Origin of the sequence: Rhodococcus sp. PML026, from assembly GCF_000963615.1 — a bacterium.
In the GTDB taxonomy this organism is placed as follows: Bacteria; Actinomycetota; Actinomycetes; order Mycobacteriales; family Mycobacteriaceae; genus Rhodococcoides; species Rhodococcoides fascians.
In genome coordinates this window covers 389521-415292 of record NZ_KQ031373.1, presented here as the reverse complement: position 1 = coordinate 415292, position 25772 = coordinate 389521, and the positions used below count along the sequence as shown (strand labels likewise).

24 protein-coding genes are annotated in these 25772 nt (G+C 64.9%); 9 read left to right on the top strand and 15 right to left on the bottom strand.

Annotation, left to right across the window (positions count from 1 at the left end; translation table 11 throughout):
- Positions 1-28 precede the first annotated feature (28 nt).
- Together VF34_RS12555 and glyA are read right to left on the bottom strand one after the other, a co-directional pair.
- Positions 29-1267, bottom strand: coding sequence for a sarcosine oxidase subunit beta family protein (locus tag VF34_RS12555; RefSeq protein ID WP_032373559.1), 1239 nt, complete (start codon positions 1265-1267; stop codon positions 29-31).
- The gene (glyA, locus tag VF34_RS12550) at positions 1264-2544 is read right to left on the bottom strand and encodes a serine hydroxymethyltransferase (RefSeq protein WP_032373558.1); all 1281 of its coding nucleotides are present in this window, start codon (positions 2542-2544) and stop codon (positions 1264-1266) included. The genes VF34_RS12555 and glyA overlap by 4 nt, the downstream gene beginning before the upstream one ends.
- A gap of 166 nt (positions 2545-2710) precedes the next feature.
- Between glyA and VF34_RS12545 the strand changes: the two genes are divergently transcribed.
- Positions 2711-3382: a GntR family transcriptional regulator gene (locus tag VF34_RS12545; protein ID WP_027494729.1), complete on the top strand. Its 672-nt coding sequence runs from the start codon at positions 2711-2713 to the stop codon at positions 3380-3382.
- On the opposite strand, the gene VF34_RS12540 is transcribed toward VF34_RS12545, so the two are convergent.
- Positions 3366-4301 carry a LysR family transcriptional regulator gene (locus tag VF34_RS12540; RefSeq protein ID WP_032367892.1) on the bottom strand — a complete coding sequence of 312 codons (936 nt, stop codon included), beginning with the start codon at positions 4299-4301 and terminating at the stop codon, positions 3366-3368. The genes VF34_RS12545 and VF34_RS12540 overlap by 17 nt on opposite strands.
- 137 nt (positions 4302-4438) lie before the next feature.
- On the opposite strand from VF34_RS12540, the gene VF34_RS12535 reads away from it, so the two are divergent.
- Both VF34_RS12535 and VF34_RS12530 read left to right on the top strand, forming a co-directional pair.
- A complete protein-coding gene (locus tag VF34_RS12535; RefSeq protein WP_032373557.1) occupies positions 4439-5830 on the top strand; it encodes an SLC13 family permease in 1392 nt (463 codons plus the stop codon).
- 113 nt (positions 5831-5943) lie between these two features.
- The gene (locus tag VF34_RS12530) at positions 5944-7080 is read left to right on the top strand and encodes a PrpF domain-containing protein (RefSeq protein WP_032373649.1); all 1137 of its coding nucleotides are present in this window, start codon (positions 5944-5946) and stop codon (positions 7078-7080) included.
- 60 nt (positions 7081-7140) lie between these two features.
- Here VF34_RS12530 and VF34_RS12525 read toward each other — a convergent pair whose 3' ends face one another.
- Entirely contained in the window at positions 7141-7740 is a 600-nt protein-coding gene (locus VF34_RS12525) for a TetR/AcrR family transcriptional regulator (RefSeq protein ID WP_032373556.1), read from the bottom strand.
- A 62-nt stretch (positions 7741-7802) separates the two neighbouring features.
- Between VF34_RS12525 and VF34_RS12520 the strand changes: the two genes are divergently transcribed.
- Together VF34_RS12520 and VF34_RS12515 are read left to right on the top strand one after the other, a co-directional pair.
- Positions 7803-9338 (top strand): hypothetical protein, encoded by a 1536-nt coding sequence (locus VF34_RS12520; protein WP_045841501.1) that lies wholly within the window; start codon positions 7803-7805, stop codon positions 9336-9338.
- Positions 9322-10131 carry an enoyl-CoA hydratase/isomerase family protein gene (locus tag VF34_RS12515; protein WP_032373554.1) on the top strand — a complete coding sequence of 270 codons (810 nt, stop codon included), beginning with the start codon at positions 9322-9324 and terminating at the stop codon, positions 10129-10131. Before VF34_RS12520 ends, VF34_RS12515 begins: the two co-directional genes overlap by 17 nt.
- A 97-nt stretch (positions 10132-10228) precedes the next feature.
- On the opposite strand, the gene VF34_RS12510 is transcribed toward VF34_RS12515, so the two are convergent.
- The gene (locus VF34_RS12510) at positions 10229-10447 is read right to left on the bottom strand and encodes a hypothetical protein (protein ID WP_032373553.1); all 219 of its coding nucleotides are present in this window, start codon (positions 10445-10447) and stop codon (positions 10229-10231) included.
- 225 nt (positions 10448-10672) lie between these two features.
- Between VF34_RS12510 and bla the strand changes: the two genes are divergently transcribed.
- Positions 10673-11602 (top strand): class A beta-lactamase, encoded by a 930-nt coding sequence (gene bla, locus VF34_RS12505; RefSeq protein WP_032373552.1) that lies wholly within the window; start codon positions 10673-10675, stop codon positions 11600-11602.
- A gap of 2 nt (positions 11603-11604) precedes the next feature.
- Here bla and VF34_RS12500 read toward each other — a convergent pair whose 3' ends face one another.
- The 6 genes from VF34_RS12500 to VF34_RS12475 form a co-directional block, all read right to left on the bottom strand.
- Positions 11605-12057, bottom strand: a complete 453-nt coding sequence (locus tag VF34_RS12500; RefSeq protein ID WP_032373551.1) for a MarR family winged helix-turn-helix transcriptional regulator — start codon at positions 12055-12057, stop codon at positions 11605-11607.
- Between the two features lie 68 nt (positions 12058-12125).
- Entirely contained in the window at positions 12126-12935 is an 810-nt protein-coding gene (locus VF34_RS12495; RefSeq protein WP_032373550.1) for an HpcH/HpaI aldolase/citrate lyase family protein, read from the bottom strand.
- Positions 12932-13417 (bottom strand): MaoC family dehydratase, encoded by a 486-nt coding sequence (locus tag VF34_RS12490; protein WP_032373549.1) that lies wholly within the window; start codon positions 13415-13417, stop codon positions 12932-12934. Before VF34_RS12490 ends, VF34_RS12495 begins: the two co-directional genes overlap by 4 nt.
- Positions 13414-14580, bottom strand: coding sequence for an acyl-CoA dehydrogenase family protein (locus VF34_RS12485; RefSeq protein WP_027494717.1), 1167 nt, complete (start codon positions 14578-14580; stop codon positions 13414-13416). Before VF34_RS12485 ends, VF34_RS12490 begins: the two co-directional genes overlap by 4 nt.
- The gene (locus VF34_RS12480) at positions 14577-16574 is read right to left on the bottom strand and encodes an acetyl/propionyl/methylcrotonyl-CoA carboxylase subunit alpha (RefSeq protein ID WP_032373548.1); all 1998 of its coding nucleotides are present in this window, start codon (positions 16572-16574) and stop codon (positions 14577-14579) included. The genes VF34_RS12485 and VF34_RS12480 overlap by 4 nt, the downstream gene beginning before the upstream one ends.
- 5 nt (positions 16575-16579) lie before the next feature.
- On the bottom strand, positions 16580-18157 hold the full coding sequence (locus VF34_RS12475; protein WP_032373648.1) for a carboxyl transferase domain-containing protein: 1578 nt from the start codon (positions 18155-18157) through the stop codon (positions 16580-16582).
- Between the two features lie 116 nt (positions 18158-18273).
- Between VF34_RS12475 and VF34_RS12470 the strand changes: the two genes are divergently transcribed.
- The 3 genes from VF34_RS12470 (at position 18274) to VF34_RS12460 (ending at position 21278) form a co-directional block, all read left to right on the top strand.
- On the top strand, positions 18274-18876 hold the full coding sequence (locus tag VF34_RS12470; RefSeq protein ID WP_032373647.1) for an SACE_7040 family transcriptional regulator: 603 nt from the start codon (positions 18274-18276) through the stop codon (positions 18874-18876).
- A 126-nt stretch (positions 18877-19002) separates the two neighbouring features.
- The gene (locus tag VF34_RS12465; RefSeq protein ID WP_045841671.1) at positions 19003-20124 is read left to right on the top strand and encodes a Nickel transporter NicT; all 1122 of its coding nucleotides are present in this window, start codon (positions 19003-19005) and stop codon (positions 20122-20124) included.
- A gap of 53 nt (positions 20125-20177) precedes the next feature.
- Entirely contained in the window at positions 20178-21278 is a 1101-nt protein-coding gene (locus VF34_RS12460) for an alpha/beta hydrolase family protein (RefSeq protein ID WP_156158529.1), read from the top strand.
- On the opposite strand, the gene VF34_RS12455 is transcribed toward VF34_RS12460, so the two are convergent.
- Genes VF34_RS12455 through VF34_RS12440 form a run of 4 tightly spaced genes read right to left on the bottom strand, consistent with a single transcriptional unit; the run spans position 21275 to position 25756 of the window.
- Positions 21275-22090 (bottom strand): SDR family oxidoreductase, encoded by an 816-nt coding sequence (locus tag VF34_RS12455; RefSeq protein WP_032384207.1) that lies wholly within the window; start codon positions 22088-22090, stop codon positions 21275-21277. The genes VF34_RS12460 and VF34_RS12455 overlap by 4 nt on opposite strands.
- Positions 22087-23694: a bifunctional 3-(3-hydroxy-phenyl)propionate/3-hydroxycinnamic acid hydroxylase MhpA gene (gene mhpA / locus VF34_RS12450; protein ID WP_045841499.1), complete on the bottom strand. Its 1608-nt coding sequence runs from the start codon at positions 23692-23694 to the stop codon at positions 22087-22089. Before mhpA ends, VF34_RS12455 begins: the two co-directional genes overlap by 4 nt.
- A complete protein-coding gene (locus VF34_RS12445) occupies positions 23691-24626 on the bottom strand; it encodes a fumarylacetoacetate hydrolase family protein (RefSeq protein WP_045841498.1) in 936 nt (311 codons plus the stop codon). The genes mhpA and VF34_RS12445 overlap by 4 nt, the downstream gene beginning before the upstream one ends.
- Complete coding sequence (locus tag VF34_RS12440; RefSeq protein ID WP_045841497.1) at positions 24623-25756, bottom strand: VOC family protein; 1134 nt, start codon at positions 25754-25756, stop codon at positions 24623-24625. Before VF34_RS12440 ends, VF34_RS12445 begins: the two co-directional genes overlap by 4 nt.
- Positions 25757-25772: the final 16 nt, after the last annotated feature.

Here is a 25772-nt window from a genome sequence, read left to right as displayed (position 1 = left end):
GGGTGCTGCGTGTGTCGGGGCGGAGAAACTAGTGCGCCACGCCTGCGGCACCGTGCTCGTCCACCAGCGCGCCGGTGACGAATCGGTCCAGACTGAACGGTGCGATGTACTCGTGCACCTCGTCGTTGGCGATGGTGTCGGCCAGGCACCAACCGGCACCGGGGGTGGCCTTGAATCCGCCTGTACCCCAGCCACAATTGAGGAACACGTTGTCGAACGGGGTGCGTCCGACGATGGGGGAGGCGTCGGGGCAGACGTCCACGATGCCGGCCCAGGTGCGCAGCAGGTGCGCGCGAGCGAGGACGGGGAACAACTCGACTGCAGCTGCCATCTGCCGTTCGATGATGTGGAACGCACCGCGCTGGCCGTAGCCGTTGTAGGAGTCGACGCCTGCACCCATCACCAGTTCGCCCTTGTGGGCCTGAGAGACGTACACGTGCACGGCATTCGACATGACGACCGTGGGATGCACGGGCTCGAGCAACTCCGAGACGAGGGCCTGCAGCGGATGGCTCTGCAGCGGAGTCTTGATGCCGAGCATGTCCGTCAGCGTCGAGGTGTGCCCGGCCGCGCACAGCGCGACCTGGCCGGTGGCGATGTCGCCACGCGTGGTCTTCACCCCGGTGACGCGGTTGCCGTCGGTGGTGAAGCCGGTGACCTCACAGTTCTGGATGATGTCGATACCGGCCGCGTCGGCGCGTCGGGCAAATCCCCAGGCGACGTAGTCGTGCTTGGCGATGCCGGCGCGTGGCTGGTACGTCGCACCGAGCACCGGGTAGCGAATGTCGCTGGAGATGTTGACGATCGGGCACAGCTTCTTGACCTCGTCGGGGTCGACCCACTGAGCGTCGATGCCGTTGAGTCGGTTGGCCTCGACGCGTCGCACGCTGTCGCGCACGTCCTGCAGGCTGTGCGCGAGGTTGAGGACGCCGCGCTGGCTGAACAGGATGGGGTAGTCGAGGTCGTCGGCGAGCCCTTCCCACAGCTTCAGCGAGTGCTCGTAGATGCGCGCGCTCTCGTCCCACAGGTAATTGGACCGGATGAGGGTGGTGTTGCGCGCCATGTTTCCGCCGGCGAGCCACCCCTTCTCCAGCACAGCAACATTGGTGATGCCGTGGTTCTTGGCGAGGTAGTGCGCGGTGGCCAGGCCGTGTCCGCCGCCGCCGATGATCACGACGTCGTAGGACTTCTTCGGCTCGGGGTTGCGCCACAGGAAGTCCGGATGGTCGGGCAGATGTGCGCCCGGAGGGGTTGCGGGGGCGGTCATCGGTAGCCTTCCGTCAGGTCGGAGTAGAGGGGGAACTGCGCGGCGACGGCTTCGACCCGGATTCGCAGTGCATCGAGTCCGCGGTCGTCGGTGTCGGGACGCAACGCGTGGGCGATGACGTCGGAGACCTCGGCGAACGCCGTGGCGTCCAGGCCGCGGGTCGCGAGGGCCGGGGTGCCGATGCGGACTCCGGAGCTCACCATGGGCGGCCGTGGATCGAACGGAACTGCGTTGCGGTTCACGGTGATTCCGACGTGATGGAGTCGGTCCTCGGCCTGCTTGCCGTCCAGTTCGGACTTGCGCAGGTCCACGAGAACGAGGTGGACGTCGGTGCCGCCCGAGACCACGTCGATGCCTGCGGCTGCTGCGTCGTCGGTCAACAGTCGATCGGCCAGGATCTTCGCGCCTTCGAGGGTGCGCTGCTGCCGTTCCCGAAAGTCCTCTTCGGCAGCAAGTTTGAAGGCGACGGCCTTGCCGGCGATGACGTGTTCGAGGGGCCCGCCCTGCTGACCGGGAAAGACCGAGGAGTTGAACTTCTTCGCCAGCGCGGCGTCGTTGGTGATGATGACGCCGCCGCGCGGTCCGCCGAGCGTCTTGTGCGTCGTCGAGGTGACCACGTGCGCGTGCGGTACCGGTGACGGGTGCAGTCCGGCGGCGACCAGGCCGGCGAAGTGCGCCATGTCCACCATCAGGTAGGCACCGACTTCGTCTGCGATGCGGCGGAATTCGGCGAAGTCGAGGTGGCGCGGGTAGGCGGACCAACCGGCCATGATCAGCTTGGGACGGTGCTCGTGGGCGAGGCGCTCCACCTCTTCCATGTCGACGCGGTGGTCGTGCTCGCCGACGTGGTAGGCCGAGACGTCGTACAACTTGCCCGAGAAGTTCAGCTTCATGCCGTGCGTGAGGTGTCCGCCGTGGGCGAGTGCGAGACCGAGAATCGAATCGCCCGGCTGCAGCAGTGCCGCCATGGCAGCGGCATTCGCCTGCGCACCCGAGTGCGGCTGCACGTTGGCGAACGACGACCCGAACAGGGCGTTGAGCCGGTCGATCGCGAGTTGCTCGATGACGTCGACGTTCTCGCATCCGCCGTAGTAGCGCCGGCCGGGGTAGCCCTCGGCGTACTTGTTCGTCAGTACCGAACCCTGCGCCTGCATGACGGCCAATGGTGCGAAGTTCTCGCTCGCGATCATTTCCAAGGTGTTCTGCTGGCGGCCGAGCTCGGCACTGATCGCGCGGTGCACCTCGGGGTCGAGATCGGCGAGTACTCGGTTCGTCACGCCTCTCGGGTGCGGTGCCGTCGCCGTCGGTGCGAAGTCCTGCGTCAAGATGGCCGCCCTTCTGGAAGATCAATGATCTGGAACTGATATATCAAGATGCCAATAGAGTAAGATCACAAAGCAGAGCCGTCAAGGGCGGGGCGTCGACCGGGAGTGAGCAGACAAGATGACGATCGAAATTCAGCCGGTGATGGATGCAACGCAGTTTGTCGGAACCAATGCCGATCGAGCCTACGAAATAGTGCGTGAGCAGCTGATCATGCTTGAAATTCGTCCCGGTGAACCGATCAACGACGACCGCCTGGCCGAGCAATTGGGGCTGGGGCGCACACCGATTCGTGAGGGTCTGAAACGACTCGAACGTGAGCGCCTCGTCGTCGCGTATCCCCGACGCGGAACCTTCGCGACCGCCGTCGACATGACCGACCTGGCCAACATCTCGGAGATCCGCAAGCAGCTCGAGCCGGCGGCCTCGGCTCGTGCGGCGCGGACCGCGACACGGGCGGCTCGAGACCGGCTGGCCGAGCTCGCGGCCTCCATCGCGAGCATCGACGACACCGACGATTCACGCGAGGTGCTGCGCAAAGATGTTGCGGTGCATCGAGAGATCTATCGGGCGTCGGGCAATCCTCACCTCGAAGACATTCTGGTCAGCCTCGACGCGCACGCCACGCGCATCTGGTGCCTGTTTCTCGACCGACTGCCGAACGTGGCCGGCCATGTCCGTGAGCACGTCGTGTTGCTTCAGGCGATCATCGACGGCGACGCCGATACCGCTGCCGAACTGACCCTCGAACACGTCACCGGCTTCGAGAACGCGATCAGGGAACTGTTGTAGTCGCCGCCGCGATGCGCTCGGCGGCACCGCGCAGCGCGGTCGAGATGGCATACATCGCCGGGGTGTACTGACGCCTGGCGAGTGACGCGATGTAAATGACGCGCGTCGGCACCCGATCCGTGTCGGGGAAGTCGATGGTGGTGACGTCGGGTCGATGGTGAATCACCGACAACCCGGGCACCATTGCGATTCCGACACCGGCAGCCACCATGGCCTCGATCTCCTGGTAGTCGTGTGCCTCGTAGACGACGTCGGGCTCGAATCCTGCTACGCGACAACTGCGATAGAGAACTTCGGCAGCCGGGTGGTCGTTGCTGCGGATGATCCATCGCGCGTCACGAAGATCGTGCAGCGATACATCGTGCTGCACCCGATCGTCGTCGATCGGCAGCAGCAGCACGGTCGGGTCTTCCATCAGCGGCTCGAGGGACAGCGATCGTTCGGCCTCTTCCGTCCAGGCGTAGCTCCACAGCAGCGCCAGGTCGATTTCGCTCGAATGCAGCATGTCGAGCAACTGTGGGCGGACCGCCGATCGCACGCGGACGTCGACGCCGGGCCACCGCGAGTGGTAGTCCTTCAACGCGTCGGAGAGCAGCGACGCGCTGACCGTGGGAAACGAGCCGAGGCGGACCGAACCGCGTTCGAGCCCTCGGATCGCTTCGAGGTCGCCGCTCGCGGCGCGCATCTCCCGTCTGAACAAGCGGGCGCGGCTGGTGAGGATTTCGCCGGCTTCGGTGAGTTGTACGCCGCGTGGCAGGCGGGTCAACACCGGTTGTTTGATGCCGTGTTCGAGTTTGCTGATGCGCTGCGACGCCGCGGAGGGGGTCATGTTCGCCCGCTCGGCACCGGCCGTCAGCGATCCGGCCTCGGCGATGTCGAGAAGAAGAAACAACGTCACGACGTCGAAGGTGTGGTTCATACGGATATCTTTCAGCTGAGCTAAACGGCCAGGTAGCAAAACGATATTGTCCTAAAAGGCGGACGTCAATAATGTGACTGGGACAACGTTCGAGTGCGGATGTAACCGAGCACCTACCAGCCACCTGAAAGACGCCCATGACCTCCATCGAGATCCTCCCGCTCATCGCATTGGTTGCGATGTTCGTGATCGCAACCTTCTTTCCGATCAACATCGGCATCCTCGGCTTCATCGGTGCCTTCGTGGTCGGATACTTCGCGCTGGGATTCGACGACAAGGAAATTCTGAACGAGTTCCCCAGCTCGATCGTGTTGACCATCGTCGGAGTCACCTACTTCTTCGGCATGGCCAAACGCAACGGCACCATCGATCTTCTGGTCAACAGCTGCATCCGAGCGGTGCACGGTCGAGTGACGGTGGTTCCGTGGGTGTTCTTCTTCGTCGCCTCGGTCCTGACTGCACTCGGTACCTTCAGCCCCGCCGCGGTGGCGCTCATCGTGCCTGCAGCCATGGCATTCGCAGCTCGAACCGGCATGAGCCCGCTGGTCATGGGCATCATGGTCATCAACGGTGCCCATGCAGGCGCGTTCTCCCCGATCTCCGTCTCCGGTGTCCTGGTTCGCGACATCGTCGAGAACAACGGCCTCGCCCTGAACCCGTGGACGCTGTTCTTCGCCAGCTACGGCATCAACCTGCTGCTCTCGGTGCTGACGGTTGTCGGCTACGCGGCCCTGGCCCGCATGAAGGGCTTCGAGTACACCGCAACGGGGTCCACCGACCCCGCTCCCGGCAGTGGCCCCGTCGGCGGAACGCCGGTCAAGACGTCCGTCCCCACCGGCGGCGGTACCGGCGGCGGCAGCTCGGCAGGCGGCAGCACCCAGGTGCTCACTCGTCCGACCACTACCACCCTGGTCGACGCCCCGGCCCCGGTCACGTTCGTCCAGAAGCTCACGCTCTTCCTCATCGGCGCACTCCTGGTACTCGTTCTCGTACTGCACTTGCCGATCAGCTTCATCGCCATCGGAGCCGGAGCGGTCCTGGCGTTCACGGATTTGAAGAAGCAGAACGAGGCGATCGCAGACATCAGTTGGTCGACGGTTCTGTTGGTCGCCGGCATGGTCACCTACATCTCGATCCTGCAAGAAGTGGGCACCATCGATCACCTGGCCGAAATGGCGATCACCATCGGCGCTCCGATCATCGTGGCCATTGTGCTGTGCTACGTCATCGGCATCACCTCGGCGTTCGCGTCCTCAACCGCCCTTCTGGCCGCCGTCATCCCGCTGGCCATGCCGCTGCTGGGAACCGGTGCACTGCCGGTCGTCGGAGTCGTCGCTGCTCTGGCCATCTCGGCCACCGTCGTCGACGTCTCGCCCTTCTCGACCAACGGTGCGCTGGTGCTGGCCAACGCTCAGAACATCGAGCGCCCGCGCTTCTACCGTCAGCTGCTGCTCAATGCAGGAATCGTCGTCGCCATCGCGCCGGCCCTGTGCTGGTTGATCCTGGTGGTCGTGCCCGAGCTGTTCTGACCGAGGCGAGCACGTTAAGCGCTGCTGCACGGACTGAACATATTTCGTAATTGTGCTTGACCATCCTCTGTCGCAGGGTGGAAGCATCGGATCCTGATCGGAAGGCACACCAGATGTTCACTCTTCGTGGAACGTGGATGCGTGGAGGCACCAGCAAGTGCTGGCTGTTCAACGCGGTCGACATCGACCCGTACATCGCCGACGCCGGCGGTCTCGACAACATCCTGACCGCGGCCTTCGGTTCGGGTGACCCGCGTCAGCTCGACGGGGTCGGGGGCGGCAGCTCCACCACCTCCAAGGCCGCCATCGTGCGACGCTCCAGCGCAGCCGGTATCGACGTCGACTACCTGTTCGCTCAGGTTGCCATCGAGAACCGCACCGTGGAGTGGGGCAGCAACTGCGGAAACTGTGCGACGGCGATCGGCCTCTACGCCGTGCAGACCGGTCTCGTCGCCGTGGACGACCACGTCACCGTGGTCCGGATGCGCAACGAGAACACCGGCGCGATTCTGGCGGCGGAGATCGCGACCCCCGGCGGACGCATTCCTGCCGAGGGTGACGCGTCCGTCCCCGGCACCACGGCACTCGGCGTCCCGGTGGGGTTGACCTTCACCGATCCGGCCTCGGATCGAGTGACGATGCTTCCCACCGGCGCAGAGGTCGATCGAGTCGCATTCGGCGGCAACGAGTTCCGCGGAACGTTCGTTCGAGCGGGCGCACCCGCCGCATTGTTCGACGCCGCCGATTTCGGGCTGACCGGGTCGGAGACGAACGACGTCGTCGCCGCTCACGTCCCCACCCTCATCGCGCTACGGCGACAGGCCGCTCTGCGGATGGGGCTCAGCAAGCCCGAAGAACCTGTCTCGCATGCCATTCCGAAGGTCGGGATCGTCGGCCCGCCGCGGGAGTACGTGACGACGACGGGTGAGCACGTTGCCTCCGCCGACTACGACATCTCGGTACGCATGCTCTCGATGATGGCCCCGCACCCGGCGATCGGACTGACCTCCGCGGTGGCCGTGGCCGCAGCGGCGACGGTCATCGGTGGGGTCGTCACTGCCAACGCAGGGTCCGGCCGTCCGGGAACCATCCGAATCGGTACCGCCGCGGGAGTGCTCGAGGTCGACTACACGGTGGACGCCAACGGGTTACTGCAGTCGGTCACCCTGCACCGCGCAGTGCGACGCATCGCCACCGCAGACCTCTTCGTGGTGCCGATGCCGGCTCTGGTCGGTGCCCACGCGTTCTGAGCAGCTTCCCTCGTGCGCGTTTTGCGTACCTGGAGGCGCGCAAAACGCGCACGACCGGAGCTACACACCACCGAGCACAGCATCGACCAGACTTTCTGCGTAGACGCGGTCCTCGGTGTCTCCTCGATCGGCATCGGTGTGATGCGAGAAGATGACGTGGCTGAGAACCGCTCCGGTTACCAGTTCGAGAATCCTGGTGGTATCGGCCGACTCGGGTAATTCGCCCCGTTTCTGGGCTCGGTGCACGATCAGCCGGGCCGCAACCAGTCGGCTTCGGTTGAGTGTGTCGATCATGTGCCCGAGTAGGTCGGGGTGCACCCGCGCATCGAGGGCGACGCGCAGGCTGACGAGACCGGCCGTTCCTCGGTAGCCCTGCAGAAGCTGCACCGCCAATTCGACGAGATCCGCCCGCAGGTTGCCGAGGTCGATCGGTGTCGCGAGCGGACTTCGAGCGTCCAGCGCGTCGACGACCAAGGCCCCCTTCGATTCCCAGCGCCGATAAAGCGCCGCCCTGCCGACGGACGCGCGGCGGGCAACGGCGTCGAGTGTGAAACCCGACCAGCCTTTCTCCCAGTAGACCTCGAGCACTGCGTCGTAGACGCGGTCCTCCAGATCAGGATCACGCGGCCTGCCCCGTCGGCTCCTGGTTTTGTCGGTCACCCAGGGATTGTGGCACCTACCCAGCATTGCGGACAATCCGTGTCTGTAATAGGTTCCCGGTCATGAGTTCAGTACGCCACGAGGCATCGACGGTGGATCCGAGACGTGTTCCGGTGATCGTGGCTATCGGCGAGACAAGCGGCCGCGGAGAACCCATGGGCGTCGAACCCATGGAACTGATCACTCGCGCTGCCACCGAGGCACTCCAAGATTCGCAGACGTCGGAGCCGTGGATTCGCAGAGCGGACAGCATCACGTTCTGCCACATCGCCAGCTGGGCTTACGCCAGTCCCGCCGCTGCGCTGGCCCGTAGAATCGGTGCCACCCCCACAGATGTGTTCGACGCGCCGATCGGTGGCCAGTGGCCCGCGCGCCTTCTCGATCGCGCAGCCTCGCGCATTGCGTCCGGGGAGTCGACGGTAGCGGTGATCGCGGGCGGTGAAACGCAGGCCTCGATGGGTGCCTTGGTCAAGGCCGGGCGAGAGCCCGTGCGGGATGGGGGATGGAGCGCGGACCCGGGAGGTCCGCCCACCTTCGACCTCGATCAACTCGGAAGTGCCGCAATGCAAGACGCCGGACTGATCACTCCGGTTCGGATCTATCCCTTGTTCGAGAGCCGCTTCAGATTCGAGGCCGGACTGGATCCGGAGTCTCGACTGGCCGAGTGCAGCGACCTGTATGCGGAGTTTTCCGTTGTCGCCCAGAAGAACCCGTACTCGTGGAACGGGCGAGTGCGGACGGCTGCCGACATCGGCACGCCGTCGCCGAAGAACCGCATCGTGTGCGAGCCGTATCCGTTGTCGATGAACGCCATGCCCTTCGTCGACCAGGCAGCGTGCATCGTGGTGACCAGCTTGGCCGAAGCCCGAGAACGCGGTGTTCCCGAGGGCGACATCGTGTTCGTCTGGGGTGGTGCGGGTGCCGAGGATTCGGTCGACATTCTCGACCGCAGCGATTTCGGCCGGTCTCCAGCGATGGAGGATGCGATGGACCGAGCCTTGCGCGCCGCAGAGATCGGAGTCGAACAACTCGACGTGGTCGACGTGTACAGCTGCTTCCCGATCGTGCCGACCCTCGCCACCCGACACCTCGGAACGCCGAAATCATTGGTACCCAGTGTGACCGGTGGTCATTCGTCCTTCGGTGGTCCCCTCAGTAGCCATTCGCTGCATTCGATCACCGCATCCGTCCGCGAGATTCGCGGCGGCAAGAACTGCGCACTGGTGCACGCGAACGGTGGATACATGACGTATCACCACTCGGTGCTGCTCGGTGGCGACCAGCACCCACTGGGCTACGTCGGAAATCCCGAACCCGCAGTGCTGATGCCGGATTCACCGCCTCGTGCACCTGTACAGGACGGGACTCTCGTGGTGGAGGCAGTGTCCGTCGAGCATTCTCGGCAGCAGGAACCGAACCAGGCGTTCCTCGTCGCGAGAGACGAGCGCGGGCGACGCGTCGCCGCACAGACGGCACCCGGGGACACGGCCAGCGCCCGTGCGCTGTCTCTGTATCGAACCGACCCGGCACGCGAAATCATCGGGACCACAGTCACTGTCGACACCATCGAGGGGAACATTCGTGTCCGAAGCAGCTAGCGCCGAACCTGTCGTCCTGACCAGGCGGGAAGGTCACGTACTCGTCGTCACCATCAACCGACCGCGAGCTGCCAACAGCATCGATGCCCGCGTGCACACGTTGCTCGGGGAGGCGTGGGAGTCCGCCGAGGCAGATCGAGACATCCGAGCCATCGTCCTGACCGGCGCGGGATCGGCGACTTTCTGTGGCGGTGCCGATCTGAAGGCCCTCGGCACCGGAGGACCCGGCGCGGTGACCCCGCCCGAGACCGAACACTGGGGGTTCGCCGGCATTGTCCAACACCCGATCTCGGTCCCGGTCATCGCGGCCGTGAACGGGTCGGCGATGGGAGGAGGAACCGAGATAGCTCTGGTCTCGGACATGGTCGTCGCGTCGGACACGGCCGTGTTCGGCCTGCCCGAGATCCGGCGTGGTCTCATCGCCGGTGCAGGTGGCGCTTTTCGGCTGATGTCCGCGGTGCCGGAACACATTGCCCTGGAGATGATCTTGACCGGACAGCCGATTTCCGCGCAGGAAGCCGCACGGTGGGGATTGGTCAACAGAGTTGTGGCCCCGACCGAGGTCCTCGACACCGCACTCGAACTCGCTCGGCTCTGCGCGGAAGGCGCTCCGCTGGCGGTGCGCGCATCCAAGCGTCTGGCCCGACGTATCACCGACGGTGCCATCGCGCACGAGAAAGATTCGTGGGCACAGAACCGTCAGGAATTGGATCGACTCACCACCACGCAGGACGTCGTCGAAGGAATCACCGCATTCCTGCAGAAACGCGACCCGACATGGACCGCGCAGTGAGCGCACGGCCGTGAGCGTGGGAAATCCAAGCTTTACTCAGGCGGTTGCAGTGCGGGAGGCGCTGTCGAAAGTCGATTGATCCTCCCGCAGTGTTCCTCTATCGGGCAGTGACCTGCTCGTGCTCGTCGCTTGTGGGATTCTCGGTCCAGGGATTGGATTCCCACGCAAAATTCAGTGCGAAGACGACGCCCGCACCGACCAGCACCATCGATGCGGCTCGCCAGAGCGGGATGTCTCCGCCGACGCCCCAGATAATTGCCAGCGCGACGACGGCACCGACGACCGGGCTCAGTATCGCGCGTGTGGTGGCGTTCATGAAGTGCCTCCTGATTGTTGTCGTCCGGGCGGCTCGTTCGAGGTCGATTGAGGCCTCCGTTACGTACCAGAAGTAACGATAATGGAGCTGAAGGTTCCACGCACCCGCGTGGTCGGCTTTCGCCACCAGGCGCTCGAGCCCGCGAACAGCTGCTGGGCCGAAAGCGGAATGAAAGGGCGTGGGGCCAGTAGCTACGTACCGACGGTTCTGTGATCGCATGACCCCATGCGTACCTCGACATCCACCCGACTGATCACCGTGATCGCGGCGGCAACGTTGACGGCAGGCGTCGCGTGCTCCTCGACGACCACTACCGAGCCACCGCAATCCGGAGCGAGTGCATCTCGGACCACGACCGATCAGGCCATGGCCGAACAGCCATATTCTCAGCTCGAGGCGAGGGACAGCGCTCGGCTCGGCGTCAGCGCACTCGATCTCACGTCCGGATCCATCCAGAGTTATCGCGGTGACGAACGTTTCGCGTTCTGCTCGACGTTCAAGGTGTACGCCGTCGGTGCCGTACTCGCTGCCGTCGACGCAGGCAGGCTGCAGCTGACCGACACCAGAACAATCGCCGCAGAGGACAAGGTGCCCGAGTCGGCCGTCGATTGGGCACCCGGCTCGGTCGTCACCATCGCAGATCTCGCCTCCGCAGCGTTGACGAAGAGCGACAACACATCCGGCAATCTGCTGATACGTGAAGCAGGTGGCACAGCGGCGCTCACCGACTTCGCGCGATCGCTCGGCGACACCGAATTCCGCCTCGATCGCATCGAGCCGGAGTTGAACACGGCCATCCCGGACGACCCTCGGGACACCACAACTCCGAATTCGATGGCCGCCGGCTATCGGACCCTGCTCGACGGCGACGTATTGACGCAGGCATCACGACAGCAGTTGCTGGACTGGATGGCGGGCACCCAAACCTCCACGGCTCGCTTCCGCGCGGGCATTCCCCCGCAGTGGACGTCGGCCGACAAGACCGGAACCGGTAGCTACGGTGTCTCCAACGACGCGGGCCTCATGCTCGGACCCGAAGGTCAGAGGATCCTGCTCGTCGTCCTCAGTGCTACGACGTCGGGCGCGGAGGACTCACCGGCCATGAACGCCCTTGTCGCCGATACGACTCGGACGGTCGTCGAACAGCTGGATTGACGTCAGTTCGCGGATCGGCGGACGGCGTCGACGAGGGGTACGAGGTCCGGTTCGCGTGCTGCTTCGTCGAGGGCCTCACGCAGGGCCGCGTCGTTGGTCGGCCGCGCTGCCTCGAGCAGAGCCAGGCCTTCGTCACTGACGTCGGTGTAGATGCCGCGGCGGTCGGTGGGGCAGAGGTACCGGGTGAGCAGGCCGCGGTCCTCGAGGCGGGTGACCAGACGGGTCGTTGCACTCTGGCTCAGGACGACGGCGTCGGCCACCTGCTTCATCTGCAGGTGTCCGCCCACCCCGTCGTGCTGACGTGCCAGGACGTCGAGCAGCCAATACTCGCGAGCGCTGAGGTTGTGGCCGGCCTGCAGAGCCTTCTCGATGCGGCTCTCGATGCGACCGTGCAGGACCGACAACGCCAGCCAGTTCTGGGCCAGCGCCGTCAGGGCGGGGTCCTTCGCCGTCATTGCTGCGCCTTCCGTGCCGATGCTCGTACAGCCACCGTACAGCGCCTGCCGTTAATCGGCGTCTGCAACTACATCGGTCGGCGGGCGACGATGCGTCGAGCATGCGCCAGCACCGGTGCGTCCACCATCTGACCTCGGAAGGCGAACACCCCGCGATTGTGCTCGACGGCGTCGAGTACGGCTGTGGCCCAGTCCATTTCCTCGACCGTGGGCGCATAGGCCTCGCGAATGACGGGGATGTGGCTGGGGTGGATGGCCACTTTGCCGTCGAAGCCCACGGCTACAGCGTCGTCGGCCTCGGCGCGCACCCCGTCGAGATCGGGGATGTCGAGGTAGACCGAATCGAGCGCGAACAGTCCCCGCGCCTTGGCGGCCAGCAATGTCTGCGATCGAACATGCTGTGCGACATCGCGGTAGCGGCCGTCGCCCAGTCGACTCGAATTCCCGCCCATCGCAGCGACCAGATCCTCGGCACCCCACATGGCACCGATGGCATTGTCGGCTGCGAGTGCGTCGAAGACCGTCATCGCGCCGAGCGGGGATTCGATCAGTGCGACGACATTCAGTGATGCCAGAGCTGTTATCTGACCGGCAGATTCACACTTGGGCAACATGACGGTCGTGTACTCGGTGCGCTGCAACGCGTCGAGGTCGGCAGCCTGGTCTTCGGTGCCGTGCGCGTTGACTCGAACGATGGTGCGCGACGGGTCCAGAGGTGTCGACACCACGGACTCGCGAGCGCCGGCTTTGTCCGCGGCACCGACAGCGTCCTCGAGATCCAGAATGACGACATCGGCTCGGGCCGCTGCCTTCTCGTATCGCTCGGGTCGATCAGCGGGACAGAACAGCCACGCCGGGCCAGGGGGAATCCAGGTCACGACGCGTCGTCCTCGGGCCGCATCCGGACGAGAGTCTTGCGGACGGCGATCGCGACGACGTCACCGTGCTGATTTCGACCGGTGTGGGTGAACGTCACGATTCCCTCGCCGGGGCGGGACTTGGATTCGCGCTTGTCCGAGATCACCGTCTCCGCGTAGAGGGTGTCGCCGTGAAACAGCGGCTTCGGGAAGGAGACCTCGGAGAAGCCGAGGTTGGCGACAATCGTGCCCTGGGTCAGCTGCGTCACCGACAATCCGACGAGGGTGGACACGGTGAACATCGAGTTCACCAGCCGCTGACCGAAAGAGGTTGTCTCACTGTAGGCGGCATCGAGATGCAGGGCCTGGGTGTTCATCGTCTGCGTGGTGAACAGCGTGTTGTCGGCCTCGGTGATGGTCCGTCCGGGGCGATGTTCGTAGACGGTACCGAGCTGCATCTCCTCGAACCACAGGCCGCGTTGCCGAATGCGCTTGTCGCTCATAGCCCCAAGCTCCGGGCGATGAGCATCAGCTGAACCTCGGTGGTGCCTTCGCCGATTTCGAGGATCTTGCTGTCGCGGTAGTGACGGGCGACGACGTACTCGTTCATGAATCCGTAGCCGCCGTGAATCTGCGTCGCGTCGCGGGCGTTGTCCATCGCAGCCTCGGAGGCCACGAGCTTGGCGATGGACGCGGCCTTCTTGAACGGCTTGCCGGCCAACATCAGTGCCGCCGCGTCGTAGTACGCCGTCCGCGCGGTGTGTGCGCGTGCTTCCATGCGGGCGATCTTGAACGAGATCGCCTGATTGCGCGCGATCGGAGCACCGAATGCCTCGCGCTCCTTGGCGTACTTGACGCTCTCGTCGACGCAACCCTGAGCCGCACCGACCGATACCGCGGCGATCGCGATCCGGCCCTCGTCGAGGATGTGCAGGAAGTTCGCGTACCCGCGGCCTTCCTGGCCGAGCAGGTTCTCCTGCGGGACTCGTACATCGGTGAAGCTGAGCGGGTGTGTGTCCGAGGCATTCCAGCCGACCTTGTTGTACGCAGCTTCGGCCACGAACCCGGGAGTGTCGGTGGGCACCAGGATCGACGAGATCTGCTTGCGTCCTGTTGTCTCGTCGACGCCGGTCACAGCGGTGACGGTCACCAGTTCGGTGATGTCGGTTCCGGAGTTGGTGATGAACTGCTTGCTGCCGTTGATGATCCAGTCACCGCCGTCGCGCTTGGCAGTGGTCTTGGTGCCGCCCGCGTCGCTACCGGCACCCGGCTCGGTCAACCCGAAGGCCGCGAGAGCTTTGCCCGCGGTGAGCTTGGGTAGCCACTGCTGCTTCTGCTCGTCGTTGCCGAAACGGTAGACGGGCATGGCACCGAGCGAGACGCCTGCCTCGAGCGTCATCGCGACGCTCTGGTCGACCTTGCCGAGCTCTTCGAGTGCCAGGCACAGGGCGAAGTAGTCGCCGCCCATGCCGCCGTACTCCTCGGGGAAGGGCAGACCGAAGAGGCCCATCTCGGCCATCCCTGCGACCACCTCGTACGGAAAGGAGTGCTCGGCATCGTGTTTCGCCGAGACCGGCGCGACGACGGTGCGGGTGAAGTCCGCCACGGATTTGACCAGTTGCTGGTATTCGTCGGGCAGATTGGACGACGACAGATGTTCGGTCATGACTTGTCCTCTTCGGTGTCGGTGGGAACGATGCGGGCGAGGACCTGGTCGACGCGGACCTGATCTCCTACTGCGACTGTGAGTTCGACGGTGCCGTCGATGGGCGTGGTCAAAGTGTGTTCCATCTTCATCGCCTCGACGACGACGATGGCCGTGCCTGCGGTGACGGCGCTGCCGGAGGTCGTTCCGATCGCGATGATCGAACCCGGCATCGGCGAGAGGATCTCTGCGTCGCCGGACTGCGTGTCGTCCTCGCGCACATTGGGTTCGGCGATTCGATCGATTCTCCAGGTGCCGCGTGAGCTGGATACCCAGGTGGACGATTCGTTTCGGGCTACGGTCATCGAATCGCGTCGATCCTCGAGTACGAGGTCGATGGAATCCTCGGTAGCGGAGGCCCGCAGTCGGCGCGGTTCTTCGTCGTCGACGACGACCGTCGCCGCATCGAGGGTCCCGGTGATGGACACGTGCGCGGTCCGAGTGCCGGATGTCAGCCGGAGCTGGAACGGTGCGTGCGCTCCCACCCGCCAGCCCGACGGCGTTGCCCAGATGTCCTGGCCCGCCTCCTGCCACGTATCGAGCCAGGCGACGGTGGCTGCGGCGATCATCGCCTCGTCGGGGGCGTCGGCGGCAACGAAATCCTCGACGCGGCGGTCCAGTAGGCCGGTGTCGAGATTGCCGGCACGGACCTCGGTGTCGGCGAGCAGGAATCGAGCGAACTCGATGTTGGTGACGACGCCGAGTACCGAGGTATCGGCCAGCGCACGATCCAGGCTGCGCAGCGCTGTAGTCCGATCGGGGCCGTGCGCGATGACCTTCGAGAGCATGGGGTCGTAATTGCTGCCCACCTCGGTGCCGATGGCGAGACCGGAGTCGACGCGGATGCCCGTGCCGGTGGGCTCGCGCAACCCGACGACGGTGCCGCCGGTCGGGAGGAACTCGCGGCCGGGATCCTCGGCGTAGACGCGGGCTTCGATGGCGTGTCCGGTCAGTCGAATATCGTGCTGACTCAGCGTCAGTGGCTCGCCGGCGGCGATCCTGACCTGCCACTCCACGAGGTCGATGCCGGTCACCATCTCGGTCACCGGGTGTTCCACCTGGAGTCGAGTGTTCATCTCCATGAAGAAGAAGTCGTCGGGATGGTCGGCGGAGACGATGAACTCGACGGTGCCGGCACCGGAGTAGTCGACGCTGCGAGCGGTGTTGCAGGCAGCCTCGCCGATACGCGCTCGGGTCTGCGCGTCGAGCAGTGGGGACGGCGCTTCTTCGATGACCTTCTGATGGCGTCGCTGCAGGCTGCATTCACGCTCACCGAGGTGGATGACGTTGCCGTGACCGTCGGCGAGGATCTGCACCTCGATGTGCCGGGGCCGCAACACGAATCGCTCGAGGAACAGCGTGTCGTCGCCGAACGAGGAGGCCGCCTCGCGGCGGGCACTGGCCAGCGCGGCAGGCAAGGCCTCGGCGCGCTCGACCAGGCGCATTCCTTTGCCGCCGCCCCCAGCCGAGGGTTTGACCAGGACCGGGAAGCCGACGTCGGGGGCACCGGCGATCAGGTCCTCGTCGGACAGGCCAGGGCGAGAGATGCCGGGTACGACGGGGACGCCGAAGGCACTGACGGCGGCCTTGGCGGCGATCTTGTCGCCCATCACCTCGATGGCCTTTTCCGGCGGTCCGAGGAATGCGATTCCGGCTTCGGCGCAGGCCGCAGCGAAGTGGGGGTTCTCCGAGAGAAATCCGTAGCCGGGGTGAATTCCCTGTGCGCCGGTGGCTTTCGCGGCGGCGATCACCTTGTCGATGTCGAGGTAGCTCTCGCGTGCGCTGGCGGGGCCGAGTCGTACCGCGGTATCGGCCTCGCGGACGTGCCGGGCGTCGGCGTCCGCATCGCTGTAGACGGCGACGGTCCGAATGCCCATGCGGCGCAACGTTCGAGCGACGCGTACCGCGATCTCACCGCGGTTGGCGATCAGAATGGTGTCCAACATCGTGGTCATCTCTCTCACATCCGGAAAACGCCGTAGGAGACCGGCTCGAGCGGCGCATTGGCGCACGCCGAGAGTGCCAGTCCAAGAACAGTTCTGGTGTCGGCGGGGTCGATGATGCCGTCGTCCCACAGCCGGGCCGTCGAATAGTAGGGGTTGCCCTGACTTTCGTACTGGTCACGAATCGGAGCTTTGAAGGCCTCCTGGTCTTGCTCCGACCACGGATTACCCGACGCATCCAGTTGGTCACCTCGGACGGTGGCAAGGACGGACGCTGCCTGTTCGCCGCCCATCACCGAGATCCGCGCATTCGGCCACATGAACAGGAAGCGCGGGGAATACGCTCTGCCGCACATGGAGTAGTTGCCTGCACCGTACGAGCCGCCGATGACGACGGTGATCTTCGGAACGCGGGCGCAGGCCACTGCGGTGACCATCTTCGCGCCGTGCTTGGCGATGCCGCCGGCTTCGTAGTCTCGGCCGACCATGAAGCCGGTGATGTTCTGCAAGAACACCAGTGGGATGCTGCGCTTGTCGCAGAGTTCGATGAAATGCGCGCCCTTCATCGCAGATTCGGCGAACAGCACACCGTTGTTGGCGATGATTCCGACGGGATGGCCGTGGAGGTGGGCGAATCCGGTGACGAGTGTCTTGCCGTATTCGGCTTTGAACTCGTCGAATTCGCCTGCGTCGACCACCCGGGTGATCACCTCTCGCACGTCGTACGGGGTGCGTGGGTCGGTGGGGACGACGTCGTAGATCTCGCTCTGGTCGACGATCGGGTCGCGGGTGGGAACGACATCCCATGGCCGCGGCGTGCGGGGCCCGAGGGTGGAGACGATCTTCCGGACGCGGCGCAATGCGTCGCGGTCGTCGTCTGCCAGATGGTCGGTGACTCCGGAGACCTTGGAGTGCAGGTCTCCACCACCGAGTTCTTCGGCGGTGACGACCTCGCCGGTCGCGGCTTTCACCAGGGGCGGGCCGCCGAGGAAGATGGTGCCCTGATTCTTGACGATGATGGCCTCGTCACTCATCGCAGGTACGTATGCCCCGCCCGCGGTGCAGGAGCCCATCACGGCGGCGATCTGCGCAATTCCTTTGGCGCTCATGGTCGCCTGGTTGAAGAAGATGCGTCCGAAGTGGTCGCGGTCGGGAAACACCTCGTCCTGACGCGGCAGGAATGCGCCACCGGAGTCGACGAGGTAGATGCACGGCAGTGTGTTCTGCAGGGCGATCTCTTGAGCGCGGAGGTGTTTCTTCACCGTCATCGGGTAGTAGGTGCCGCCTTTGACGGTGGCGTCGTTGGCAATGATGATGCACTCTCGACCGGCCACGCGACCGATGCCGGCGATCACGCCTGCCCCGGGGCACTCGTCGTCGTACAGGCCGTTGGCCGCCAGCGGTGCGATCTCGAGGAACGGGCTACCCGGATCCAGGAGTTCGTCGACGCGGTCGCGGGGGAGCAGCTTGCCGCGGGCGATGTGCCGTTCCCGGGACTTCTCGCTACCGCCGAGTGCTGCCACGGCGAGCTTCTGGGAGAGCTGCTGCGCGAGTAGCTGATGATCTGCGCGGTTGGCAGCGGTATCGATCGCCATGAGATGCACGCCTTCAGGGGTTGGACGTCGGTGTCACACAGGGTTCAGTTAATGGTTGATAACTGACATGATAGTAAACTACGATTAACCGAGAGTCCAGGTTCGAGGGGGTGGCAGTGCAGGAGATCGAGGTCAAGCCGGCCACTGTGCGTGAGCAACGCAAAGCCGAACGTCGGCAGCAACTGCTCGATGCCGCGGCATCGCTGTTCGCCGAACGCGGGTTCGCGTCGGTGCGGCTCGAGGATCTGGGTGCTGCCGTCGGCATCAGTGGACCGGCCGTCTATCGCCACTTCCCGAACAAGGAGGCGGTGCTCGTCGAACTGATGGTCGGAATCTCGGAGTATCTGCTCGACGGCGGTCGCGAGGTGGTCGGCTCGCGGAAGGTCGATGAGGAGACGGTGTCGGCCCTGGTCGATTTCCACCTCGACTTCGCCTTCGAGACACCGGCTTTCATTCGGATTCAGGATCGCGACCTGCAGAGCCTCCCTGAGGGTGCGCGACGCAAGGTGCGCCGCATGCAGCGCGAGTACGTGGAGCTGTGGGTGTCGACGTTGTGTGCCGTCGACCCGGAATTGAACGAGGCCGATGCGCGCACTACGGCGCACGCGGTGTTCGGACTCATCAACTCCACGCCCTACAGCGCGGGCCGCACGCCGTCGCGCAATGCTCGACCGGTGCTTCGAGCAATGGCATTGGCGGCATTGGGGGTATTGCACTGACCTCAGCGCCCACAATTCGACTACGTAAGCGGGATTCCGCCTGCAGATACGAATAGTGGGCGCTGAGGTCACCTCTGCGCCGCGCACAGGAAGAGCAAACCGCCTAAATCGGCGACAATGATCACCATGACGACCCAACTTTCGCCCGTCGAGACCGGCCGACGGCAGAGTCGATTCACTCGTGACGAGGTGCCGCGACTGCTGGCGATGGCCGGCTTCATCGCCGCTCTGCATGTGATCGGTTGGGGCCTGTTCACCCACTACGACTCGATTCCCAGCATCCACGGCCTCACCGGAGCCGACGGCACTCTCGTCTACGCCGGAGCCGGTGTGCTGGCGTACACCCTCGGTCTCAGGCATGCGTTCGACGCCGATCACATCGCCGCCATCGACGACACCACCCGCTTCCTGCTGCAGAAGGGTAAGCGACCGTTGGCCGTCGGGCTGTTCTTCTCGCTCGGGCATTCGACGGTCGTGTTCGTCTTCGTCGCTGCGATTGCGTTCGTCGCGTCGCAGGCGACGGCGTTTCAGGACGCGTTCGCCGGGGTCGGCGGCATCATCGGCACGTTGGTGTCGGGAACCTTCCTGTACCTCATCGCCGCGCTGAACATCGCGGTCCTCGCCGGCATCGTCGGAGTCTGGCGGCGCGCAAAACGCGGTGACGTCACCGAGGCCGGGCTCGACGAGCTGTTGGCCAAGCGCGGCTTGATGAATCGACTGTTTCGGGGCCGCTACGACAAGATAATCAACCATTCGTGGCAGATGTACCCGCTCGGCTTGCTGTTCGGACTCGGTTTCGACACCGCCACTCAGGTCGGTCTACTCGCGATCGCCGGCACCACCGCTATCGCCGGCGGGCTCCCACCGATGGCCATCATCGCGCTTCCGGTCCTGTTCGCTGCGGGCATGACCACGATGGACACCATCGACGGCATCTTCATGTCCAAGGCTTACGGCTGGGCGTTCGTCACTCCGGTCCGCAAGATCTACTACAACATGACGATGACGGGCCTGTCGGTCTTCGTTGCGTTGGTGATCGGGACGGTCCAGCTGCTGACGCTGCTTGCCGAGCAGTTCGAGCTGACCGGTGGCCTGTGGGACGCACTGGCCGTCATCGACCTCAACCTTGCCGGCCAACTCGTCGTCGGCACATTTTTCGTTGTCTGGATCGGCGCGGTCGTGTATTACAAGGTGGCGCGCATCGACGAACGCGGTGGCGCACACTCGAATGCAACGGAGACCCAGTGATCGCTCGTCGTCGGATCGGTGCCCTCGCAGTAGTTACGGCGCTGGCGTCGAGTATGGCTTCTGGCCTGCTGACCGCCCCGGCCTCCGCAGCGCCGACGATCACCCAGAGCATCGGCGACGTCGTCTCCAGTCGCGCTCTACCGCAGGAATTCTGGATCCCCGGTTCGTCCTCGGCCGAGGTGCTCACCTACGTCACCACCGATACGTTCGGCGAGAAGGCGCTCAGCACCGGCACCGTCTTCCTCCCGCAGGGCACTGCGCCCGAGGGCGGTTGGCCGGTGATCTCGTGGGCCCACGGCACCTCCGGGCTCGGTGACTCGTGTGCGCCCTCGGTTGCGGGACCGGCGCTGGCCGAACGAGATCTGCCGTACCTCGGCAACTGGCTCGCGCAGGGATACGCCGTTGTGGCCAGTGACTATGCCGGCCTCGGCACCGAAGGATTGCAGGCATATCTGGACGGGCGGACCACGGCGCACAACGTGGTCGACATGGTGAAGGCGGGCCGCAACTACAGCGACCAACTCTCGCGCAAGTGGGTGACGGTCGGACAATCCCAGGGCGGCGGCGCAGCGATCTACACCGCGCGCTACGCAACCGAATTCGGTGGACCGGATCTGGACTATCGCGGCGCAGTGGGTACCGGAACTCCCGCGTACATCGAGAAGCTCGTCTCGATCGGCGGACCGGGGATGCCGCCGGTGGCGCTCCCGGCCGGTCTGACCGCGTACGTCGTGTACATCGCTGCGGCTCTTCGCTATTCGCACCCCGAGCTGGGCCTGGACGATATCCTCACCCCCGCCGGAAAGAAGTACGCGGATCTGGCCGAGACGGCCTGTGTCGCGGACCTCGAGGAGCAGCTCGAGGGCGTCAAGGTCGGTGATTTCTTCACTGCGCCGTTGACCAGCCTGCCGAATTTCACCGCAGTACTCGACGACTACATGGCCATGCCCGAGGCCGGCTTCGACAAGCCGTTCTTCATGGGTCACGGCCTACGGGACACCGATGTCCCGTTCCCGACCACCGCCGCCTACGTCGCCAGGCTCACCGCCAACGGTCAGCCGGTGACCTTCCGACCCTACGACGCCGATCACAGCGGAACGCTCGTGCAATCACAGGCCGACACGATTCCGTTCGTCGCAGGGCTGTTCCGTTAGGTCACCGGTCGCTTGCTGGGCAGTCCGTATGCCCGGGCGGTGAACTTTTCGAGCACGGTGCGCGGCAGCAGTCGCTGCGCCATGAACACTGCGGGAGCATTGCTGCCGACGGCGTAGAGGGGTCGAGTCCTCTTGTCCTCGACGGCTTTCAGGACCGTCTCGGCCACGGTGTCCGCCGAGATGCCTTGTGCCTCTTTGGCGTCGAGGTGCGAGATCACTGTCGTGAAATCGCGCAGATACGGCGAATGCGGTCCGCAGTACTTGGTGCGGCGGGCGGAGAGTCCGGTGGCGATGGAGCCGGGCTCGACCGTGGTGACGTCCACCCCGTAGGGCGCGAGCTCGAAGCGGGCCGCTGTCGAGAAGCCCTTGATCGCTGCCTTGGTCGCGGCGTAGGACGAGCGATAGGCCAACGGGAAGCTGGCCAGCATCGAGCCGATGTTGACGACCTTGCCCCGACGGCGTTCGCGCATCCCCGGCAGTACGGCTTGCATGAGCTCGACGGCACCGAACACGTTGAGCTGGAACAGCCGGGTGACCGCCTCGATGGGGAGTTCCTCGACGGGGCCGCACTGGCTTTCGCCCGCATTGTTGATCAGAACATCGATCTCCACGTCGGCCAGTCCGTCGACGAACGTCCGGATGGAGTCCGGGTCGGTCAGATCGAGATCTCGGTACTCGACCCCGGGGATGGGGTCGACCACGGTGGAACAACTGCGGCTCGTACCGATGACGCGGTAGCCGCGAGCGAGCAGTAGTTCGGCGACGGCTTGGCCGATACCGGACGTGGCTCCGGTGACAAGTGCGGTATTCATCTGCGCCTCTTCGTTGCGGTGTTTCTGGTTCTCGGGGTGGCTACTGCCGCCGTGGGAGTGGTTCGATCGATTCGTCGCAACCTGGTGCTCGGAACTCGGGTGTGCAAGGCCGGCACCGACTTACCCGCCGCCATGACGGTTCGGTCCGGTCGTACGACAGCCGCTACCGCGTGACCGCGCCGCAACCACAGCCCGAGCTCGGAGGAGGCCGCGACCTCGACGACGACAGCGCCACGACGATCGATCTCGCGTCGCTGTTCGACGGTCAACGGGGTCGTCGAGACGAAGAGAAACTGTCCCGGCGCGATGCTGTCCAGTCGGGCGCCGTTGTCCAGGGAGCTGTTGGGGCACAGCGCGCCTATCACCGAACGGATCTGCGCTGCCGGACGCTGGACGAAATCGGAACGGGTGAGCGGGGGAGTGGCGCTGTCGGACACCTTCGCTCCGATGAGGGGCAGGTGGCCGAGAGCCGGTGCGAGCGTGGTGCGCAGAATTCCGGTCAGTCGGCTGCCACCGGTCATTGTCCAGCCCATGGCGACGGCCATCCGAATCATGGCCGTGGCATGAGTCTTTCGCTCGATTTCGTAACTGTCGAGTGCCGAATCGGAGACGTGCCCGTCGAGGGCCCCGGCGATCTTCCAGACCAGGTTGCGCGCATCGCGCAGACCCGCGCCCATTCCCTGTCCGATGAACGGTGGAGTCAAGTGCGCCGCGTCGCCGAGGACGAACACACGTCGATCTCGCCAACGGCCGGCGACCTGCGCCCGAAATGTGTACTCGGCGCTCCGAATCAGCTCCATGGCGGGGTCGTCGACGTGCCGCAGCCACGGCGCAATGAGCGGCCGGACGGCCGCGAGATCCCCGAACTCGTCGAGGGTTTCGCCGTCGAGCATCCGAAACTCCCAGCGGTAGCGGGTGGAGCCGATCCGCATGTACGTGGCGGATCGTTCGGAGTCGCACACCTGGTGAACGCCGTCCCACTGATCGAGTTCGGCATCGGTGGCGATATCGATCACCAACCACCGTTGCGCGAACCCGAGGTCCTCCATCTTCGACCCGATAGACCGGCGCACGATGCTGTTGGCACCGTCGCAGCCCAGTACGTAATCCGCGGTCACCCAGTGTGGGGTGTCGTCCTCGGTGGATGTGTACGACACTCGGACAGCATCTTTCAGGTTCTGCACGTCGGTGATCTCGCACCCGCCGCGCATCTCGATCGTCTCGTATCGGGCGACGTGTGTGCGCATGAGACGCTCGAGGTCCGGTTGATCGAACATGTTCGCCTGGGGATAGCCGTGCGGTCTGTCGTCGGGATCGCGCTCGAACTCGGCCAGGGTGCGCAGATCTTTGGTGCACAGTCGCAGCCCGCGGCCGGGACGTGAGATGCCGGCGAAATCCTCCGCGACACCGATGTCGTGCAGAATTCGGTACACCTCGTCGTCGAGATGTACTGCGCGCGGCTGCGGATAGACGTCGGCCCAGCGATCGAGCACCAGGCAGGAGATGCCGTACTGCGCCAACAGTAGAGCGGCCGTCATGCCCGTCGGGCCGGATCCGACGATGACCACCGGGTAGTGGGTGCCGTCGGATCCGCGTTCGGTCATCGGTACGAGACCCGGGTGCGCTGCACTCCCAGGTCGAGGGAACCGTCGGGGGTGGAGCACGTCAGTTCGAGAACGTCGCCGTCCTGCAGGAAGTCGGGATTCTTGGCCTGCTTCTTGAAGAACACCTTCCACTTGAGCGCGGGCGGGATCAGAGATCCGATCATCTCGATCGGCTTGGCCGGAGCCTTCAGCGCGGTGCCGCCGGGAGTGCCGGTGAGCAGCAGATCTCCCGCGTCGAGCCGCTGGAACTTGCTCAGCGCCTTCAGAGATTCGACGGGACGGTAGATCATGTCTGCGACGGTACTGTCCTGTCGCACAGTCCCGTTGACGCGCAGTGTCAGAGTCAGCTCGCCGAACCGGTCGAATTCTCCGGCCTCGAGAAGGAGCAGTCGTGGGCCGACCGGCGTGAACGTGGGGTACGACTTGCCCTCGTAGAACTGGGTTTTCGGTAGTTGGACGTCTCGCGCCGATACGTCGTTGGTGATGACGAGTCCGGCGACGTACTCGGCCACGTTGGTGGCGTCGATAGTGGTGCCGACGGTCAGCGTCTTGCCGAACACGAGGCCGATCTCGATTTCGTAGTCGAGGAGTTTCACGTGTGGCGGCTTGACGATGTCGTCGGTGGGGCCGCTGATCGAACCGGACGTCTTCCGAAAGAACGTCAGTGGCACCGTGTCGGGGTTCATTCCCGAGTCCTTGACGTGCGAGACGAAATTGGTCATGTTCGCCACTACCCGGCACGGTGCGGTGACCGGGGAGAGGAGCGAAAGCGTCTCCACTGCAACCACATCGGTGCCGGTACGCGCTGCGTCCACAGCGGCGCGATCGGCGAGAAGCTCGGCGGTCGTGGTTGCCGACGTGTCGATGCGCGACGCCCCGGCCGGGGTCTCGACCCACCAGGCGTCGGCGGTGCGTAGTACAGCGATGCTCATGAGGAAGCCACTTTCATCAGGCCACGAAGGCGTTCGGTGTCGAACTCGTTGTCGGTGCGTAGGGAGGACAGGATCGATTTGAGCTCGTGCAGAGAGGCTTTGCTCGGGGCGATACCGAGAAAGTCCTTCGATGCCGGTGGGCCCCACTGGGCGAGGCCGGATGCCGTCATCGGTGCCCAGCCGGGTTCGAGCGAGCTGTCGAACATGTCGCCGTCGCTGAAATGCTCTACCAGGAAACCGTCGGGATCACGCCAGTAGTCGAAGATCTGACTGCCCTGGATGTGTCTGCCGATGCCCCAGGAGTGCTTGTACCCACGCTCGGTGAGGAATTCGCCACCGGCGGCGATGGCGTCGATGTCGGTCACCTGGTACGCCGAGTGCACGTAGCGATTCGACGGGCCGAGAGTCATCGCGAGTGTGTGGTGATCGGACGGGATGCTGCCCCGATCACAGCGGATGAAGCTCATCACCGGTCCGCGGTCGCGTTGGCCGTCGTAGTAGAGGAAATCGCTGACGATCAGACCCAGGTGGTGCAGGTACCAGTTCAGGTTCTCCAGATAGTCCACTCGCTGCAGCACCACGTGCCCGAGCCGTTGGACGCGCGCCGGCTGACGCGGGGGCCTCTGGGTGGCGTTGATCCGGTTGCGTGGATCACCGAAGTTGTAGGTGTGTGCATCCTGGCCCGGCAGTTCGGGATGTTCGGTGTAGCCCGACACGATCTGCACTGGCTGTCCGCCCGGATCGGTCAGAGTGACGGCGATGCCGCCGAGTGTGTCGGGTAGCCGGTGCACGCGCTGCCCGGTGGCATCGGCGAGGCGGACGACGTCGGCGTCCTCTGCGGCAGCGAATGCCGCGCCGACGAACCGCGTTCGTTTGCCGCGTCGGATGATCACGCACGGCGACCCGACGTGCGTGCCGCGCAGGTGAATCTCCTCGGACGTGCGCAGTGAGACGGTGAAACCGAACGCCACCGCGAATGCCTCGGCCTTGGCCAGGTCGGGTTTGCGGAACTCGAGCCACGCGATGTCGCGCACCTTGATGATCGGATCGCTGGCTTTCCCCGGGTGTTCGCCTGGAAGCGCGCCCTGATCCACATGCATGTTCTTGTGGCCGTCGACGTCGTGTCCCATCAGCCCTCCCTCGTTG

Excerpts from the sequence above, each read along its gene's own strand:
- VF34_RS12535 (WP_032373557.1), top strand. The coding sequence starts at position 4,439 with ATGACCTCCATCGAGATCCTCCCGCTCATCGCATTGGTTGCGATGTTC.
- VF34_RS12555 (WP_032373559.1), bottom strand. The coding sequence starts at position 1,267 with ATGACCGCCCCCGCAACCCCTCCGGGCGCACATCTGCCCGACCATCCG.
- bla (WP_032373552.1), top strand. The coding sequence starts at position 10,673 with ATGCGTACCTCGACATCCACCCGACTGATCACCGTGATCGCGGCGGCA.
- VF34_RS12465 (WP_045841671.1), top strand. The coding sequence starts at position 19,003 with ATGACGACCCAACTTTCGCCCGTCGAGACCGGCCGACGGCAGAGTCGA.
- VF34_RS12490 (WP_032373549.1), bottom strand. The coding sequence starts at position 13,417 with ATGAGCGACAAGCGCATTCGGCAACGCGGCCTGTGGTTCGAGGAGATG.
- VF34_RS12545 (WP_027494729.1), top strand. The coding sequence starts at position 2,711 with ATGACGATCGAAATTCAGCCGGTGATGGATGCAACGCAGTTTGTCGGA.
- VF34_RS12440 (WP_045841497.1), bottom strand. The coding sequence starts at position 25,756 with ATGGGACACGACGTCGACGGCCACAAGAACATGCATGTGGATCAGGGC.
- VF34_RS12445 (WP_045841498.1), bottom strand. The coding sequence starts at position 24,626 with ATGAGCATCGCTGTACTACGCACCGCCGACGCCTGGTGGGTCGAGACC.
- VF34_RS12485 (WP_027494717.1), bottom strand. The coding sequence starts at position 14,580 with ATGACCGAACATCTGTCGTCGTCCAATCTGCCCGACGAATACCAGCAA.
- VF34_RS12520 (WP_045841501.1), top strand. The coding sequence starts at position 7,803 with ATGAGTTCAGTACGCCACGAGGCATCGACGGTGGATCCGAGACGTGTT.
- VF34_RS12455 (WP_032384207.1), bottom strand. The coding sequence starts at position 22,090 with ATGAATACCGCACTTGTCACCGGAGCCACGTCCGGTATCGGCCAAGCC.
- VF34_RS12510 (WP_032373553.1), bottom strand. The coding sequence starts at position 10,447 with ATGAACGCCACCACACGCGCGATACTGAGCCCGGTCGTCGGTGCCGTC.
- VF34_RS12540 (WP_032367892.1), bottom strand. The coding sequence starts at position 4,301 with ATGAACCACACCTTCGACGTCGTGACGTTGTTTCTTCTTCTCGACATC.
- VF34_RS12500 (WP_032373551.1), bottom strand. The coding sequence starts at position 12,057 with ATGACGGCGAAGGACCCCGCCCTGACGGCGCTGGCCCAGAACTGGCTG.
- VF34_RS12475 (WP_032373648.1), bottom strand. The coding sequence starts at position 18,157 with ATGGCGATCGATACCGCTGCCAACCGCGCAGATCATCAGCTACTCGCG.
- VF34_RS12460 (WP_156158529.1), top strand. The coding sequence starts at position 20,178 with ATGGCTTCTGGCCTGCTGACCGCCCCGGCCTCCGCAGCGCCGACGATC.
- mhpA (WP_045841499.1), bottom strand. The coding sequence starts at position 23,694 with ATGACCGAACGCGGATCCGACGGCACCCACTACCCGGTGGTCATCGTC.
- VF34_RS12480 (WP_032373548.1), bottom strand. The coding sequence starts at position 16,574 with ATGACCACGATGTTGGACACCATTCTGATCGCCAACCGCGGTGAGATC.
- VF34_RS12530 (WP_032373649.1), top strand. The coding sequence starts at position 5,944 with ATGTTCACTCTTCGTGGAACGTGGATGCGTGGAGGCACCAGCAAGTGC.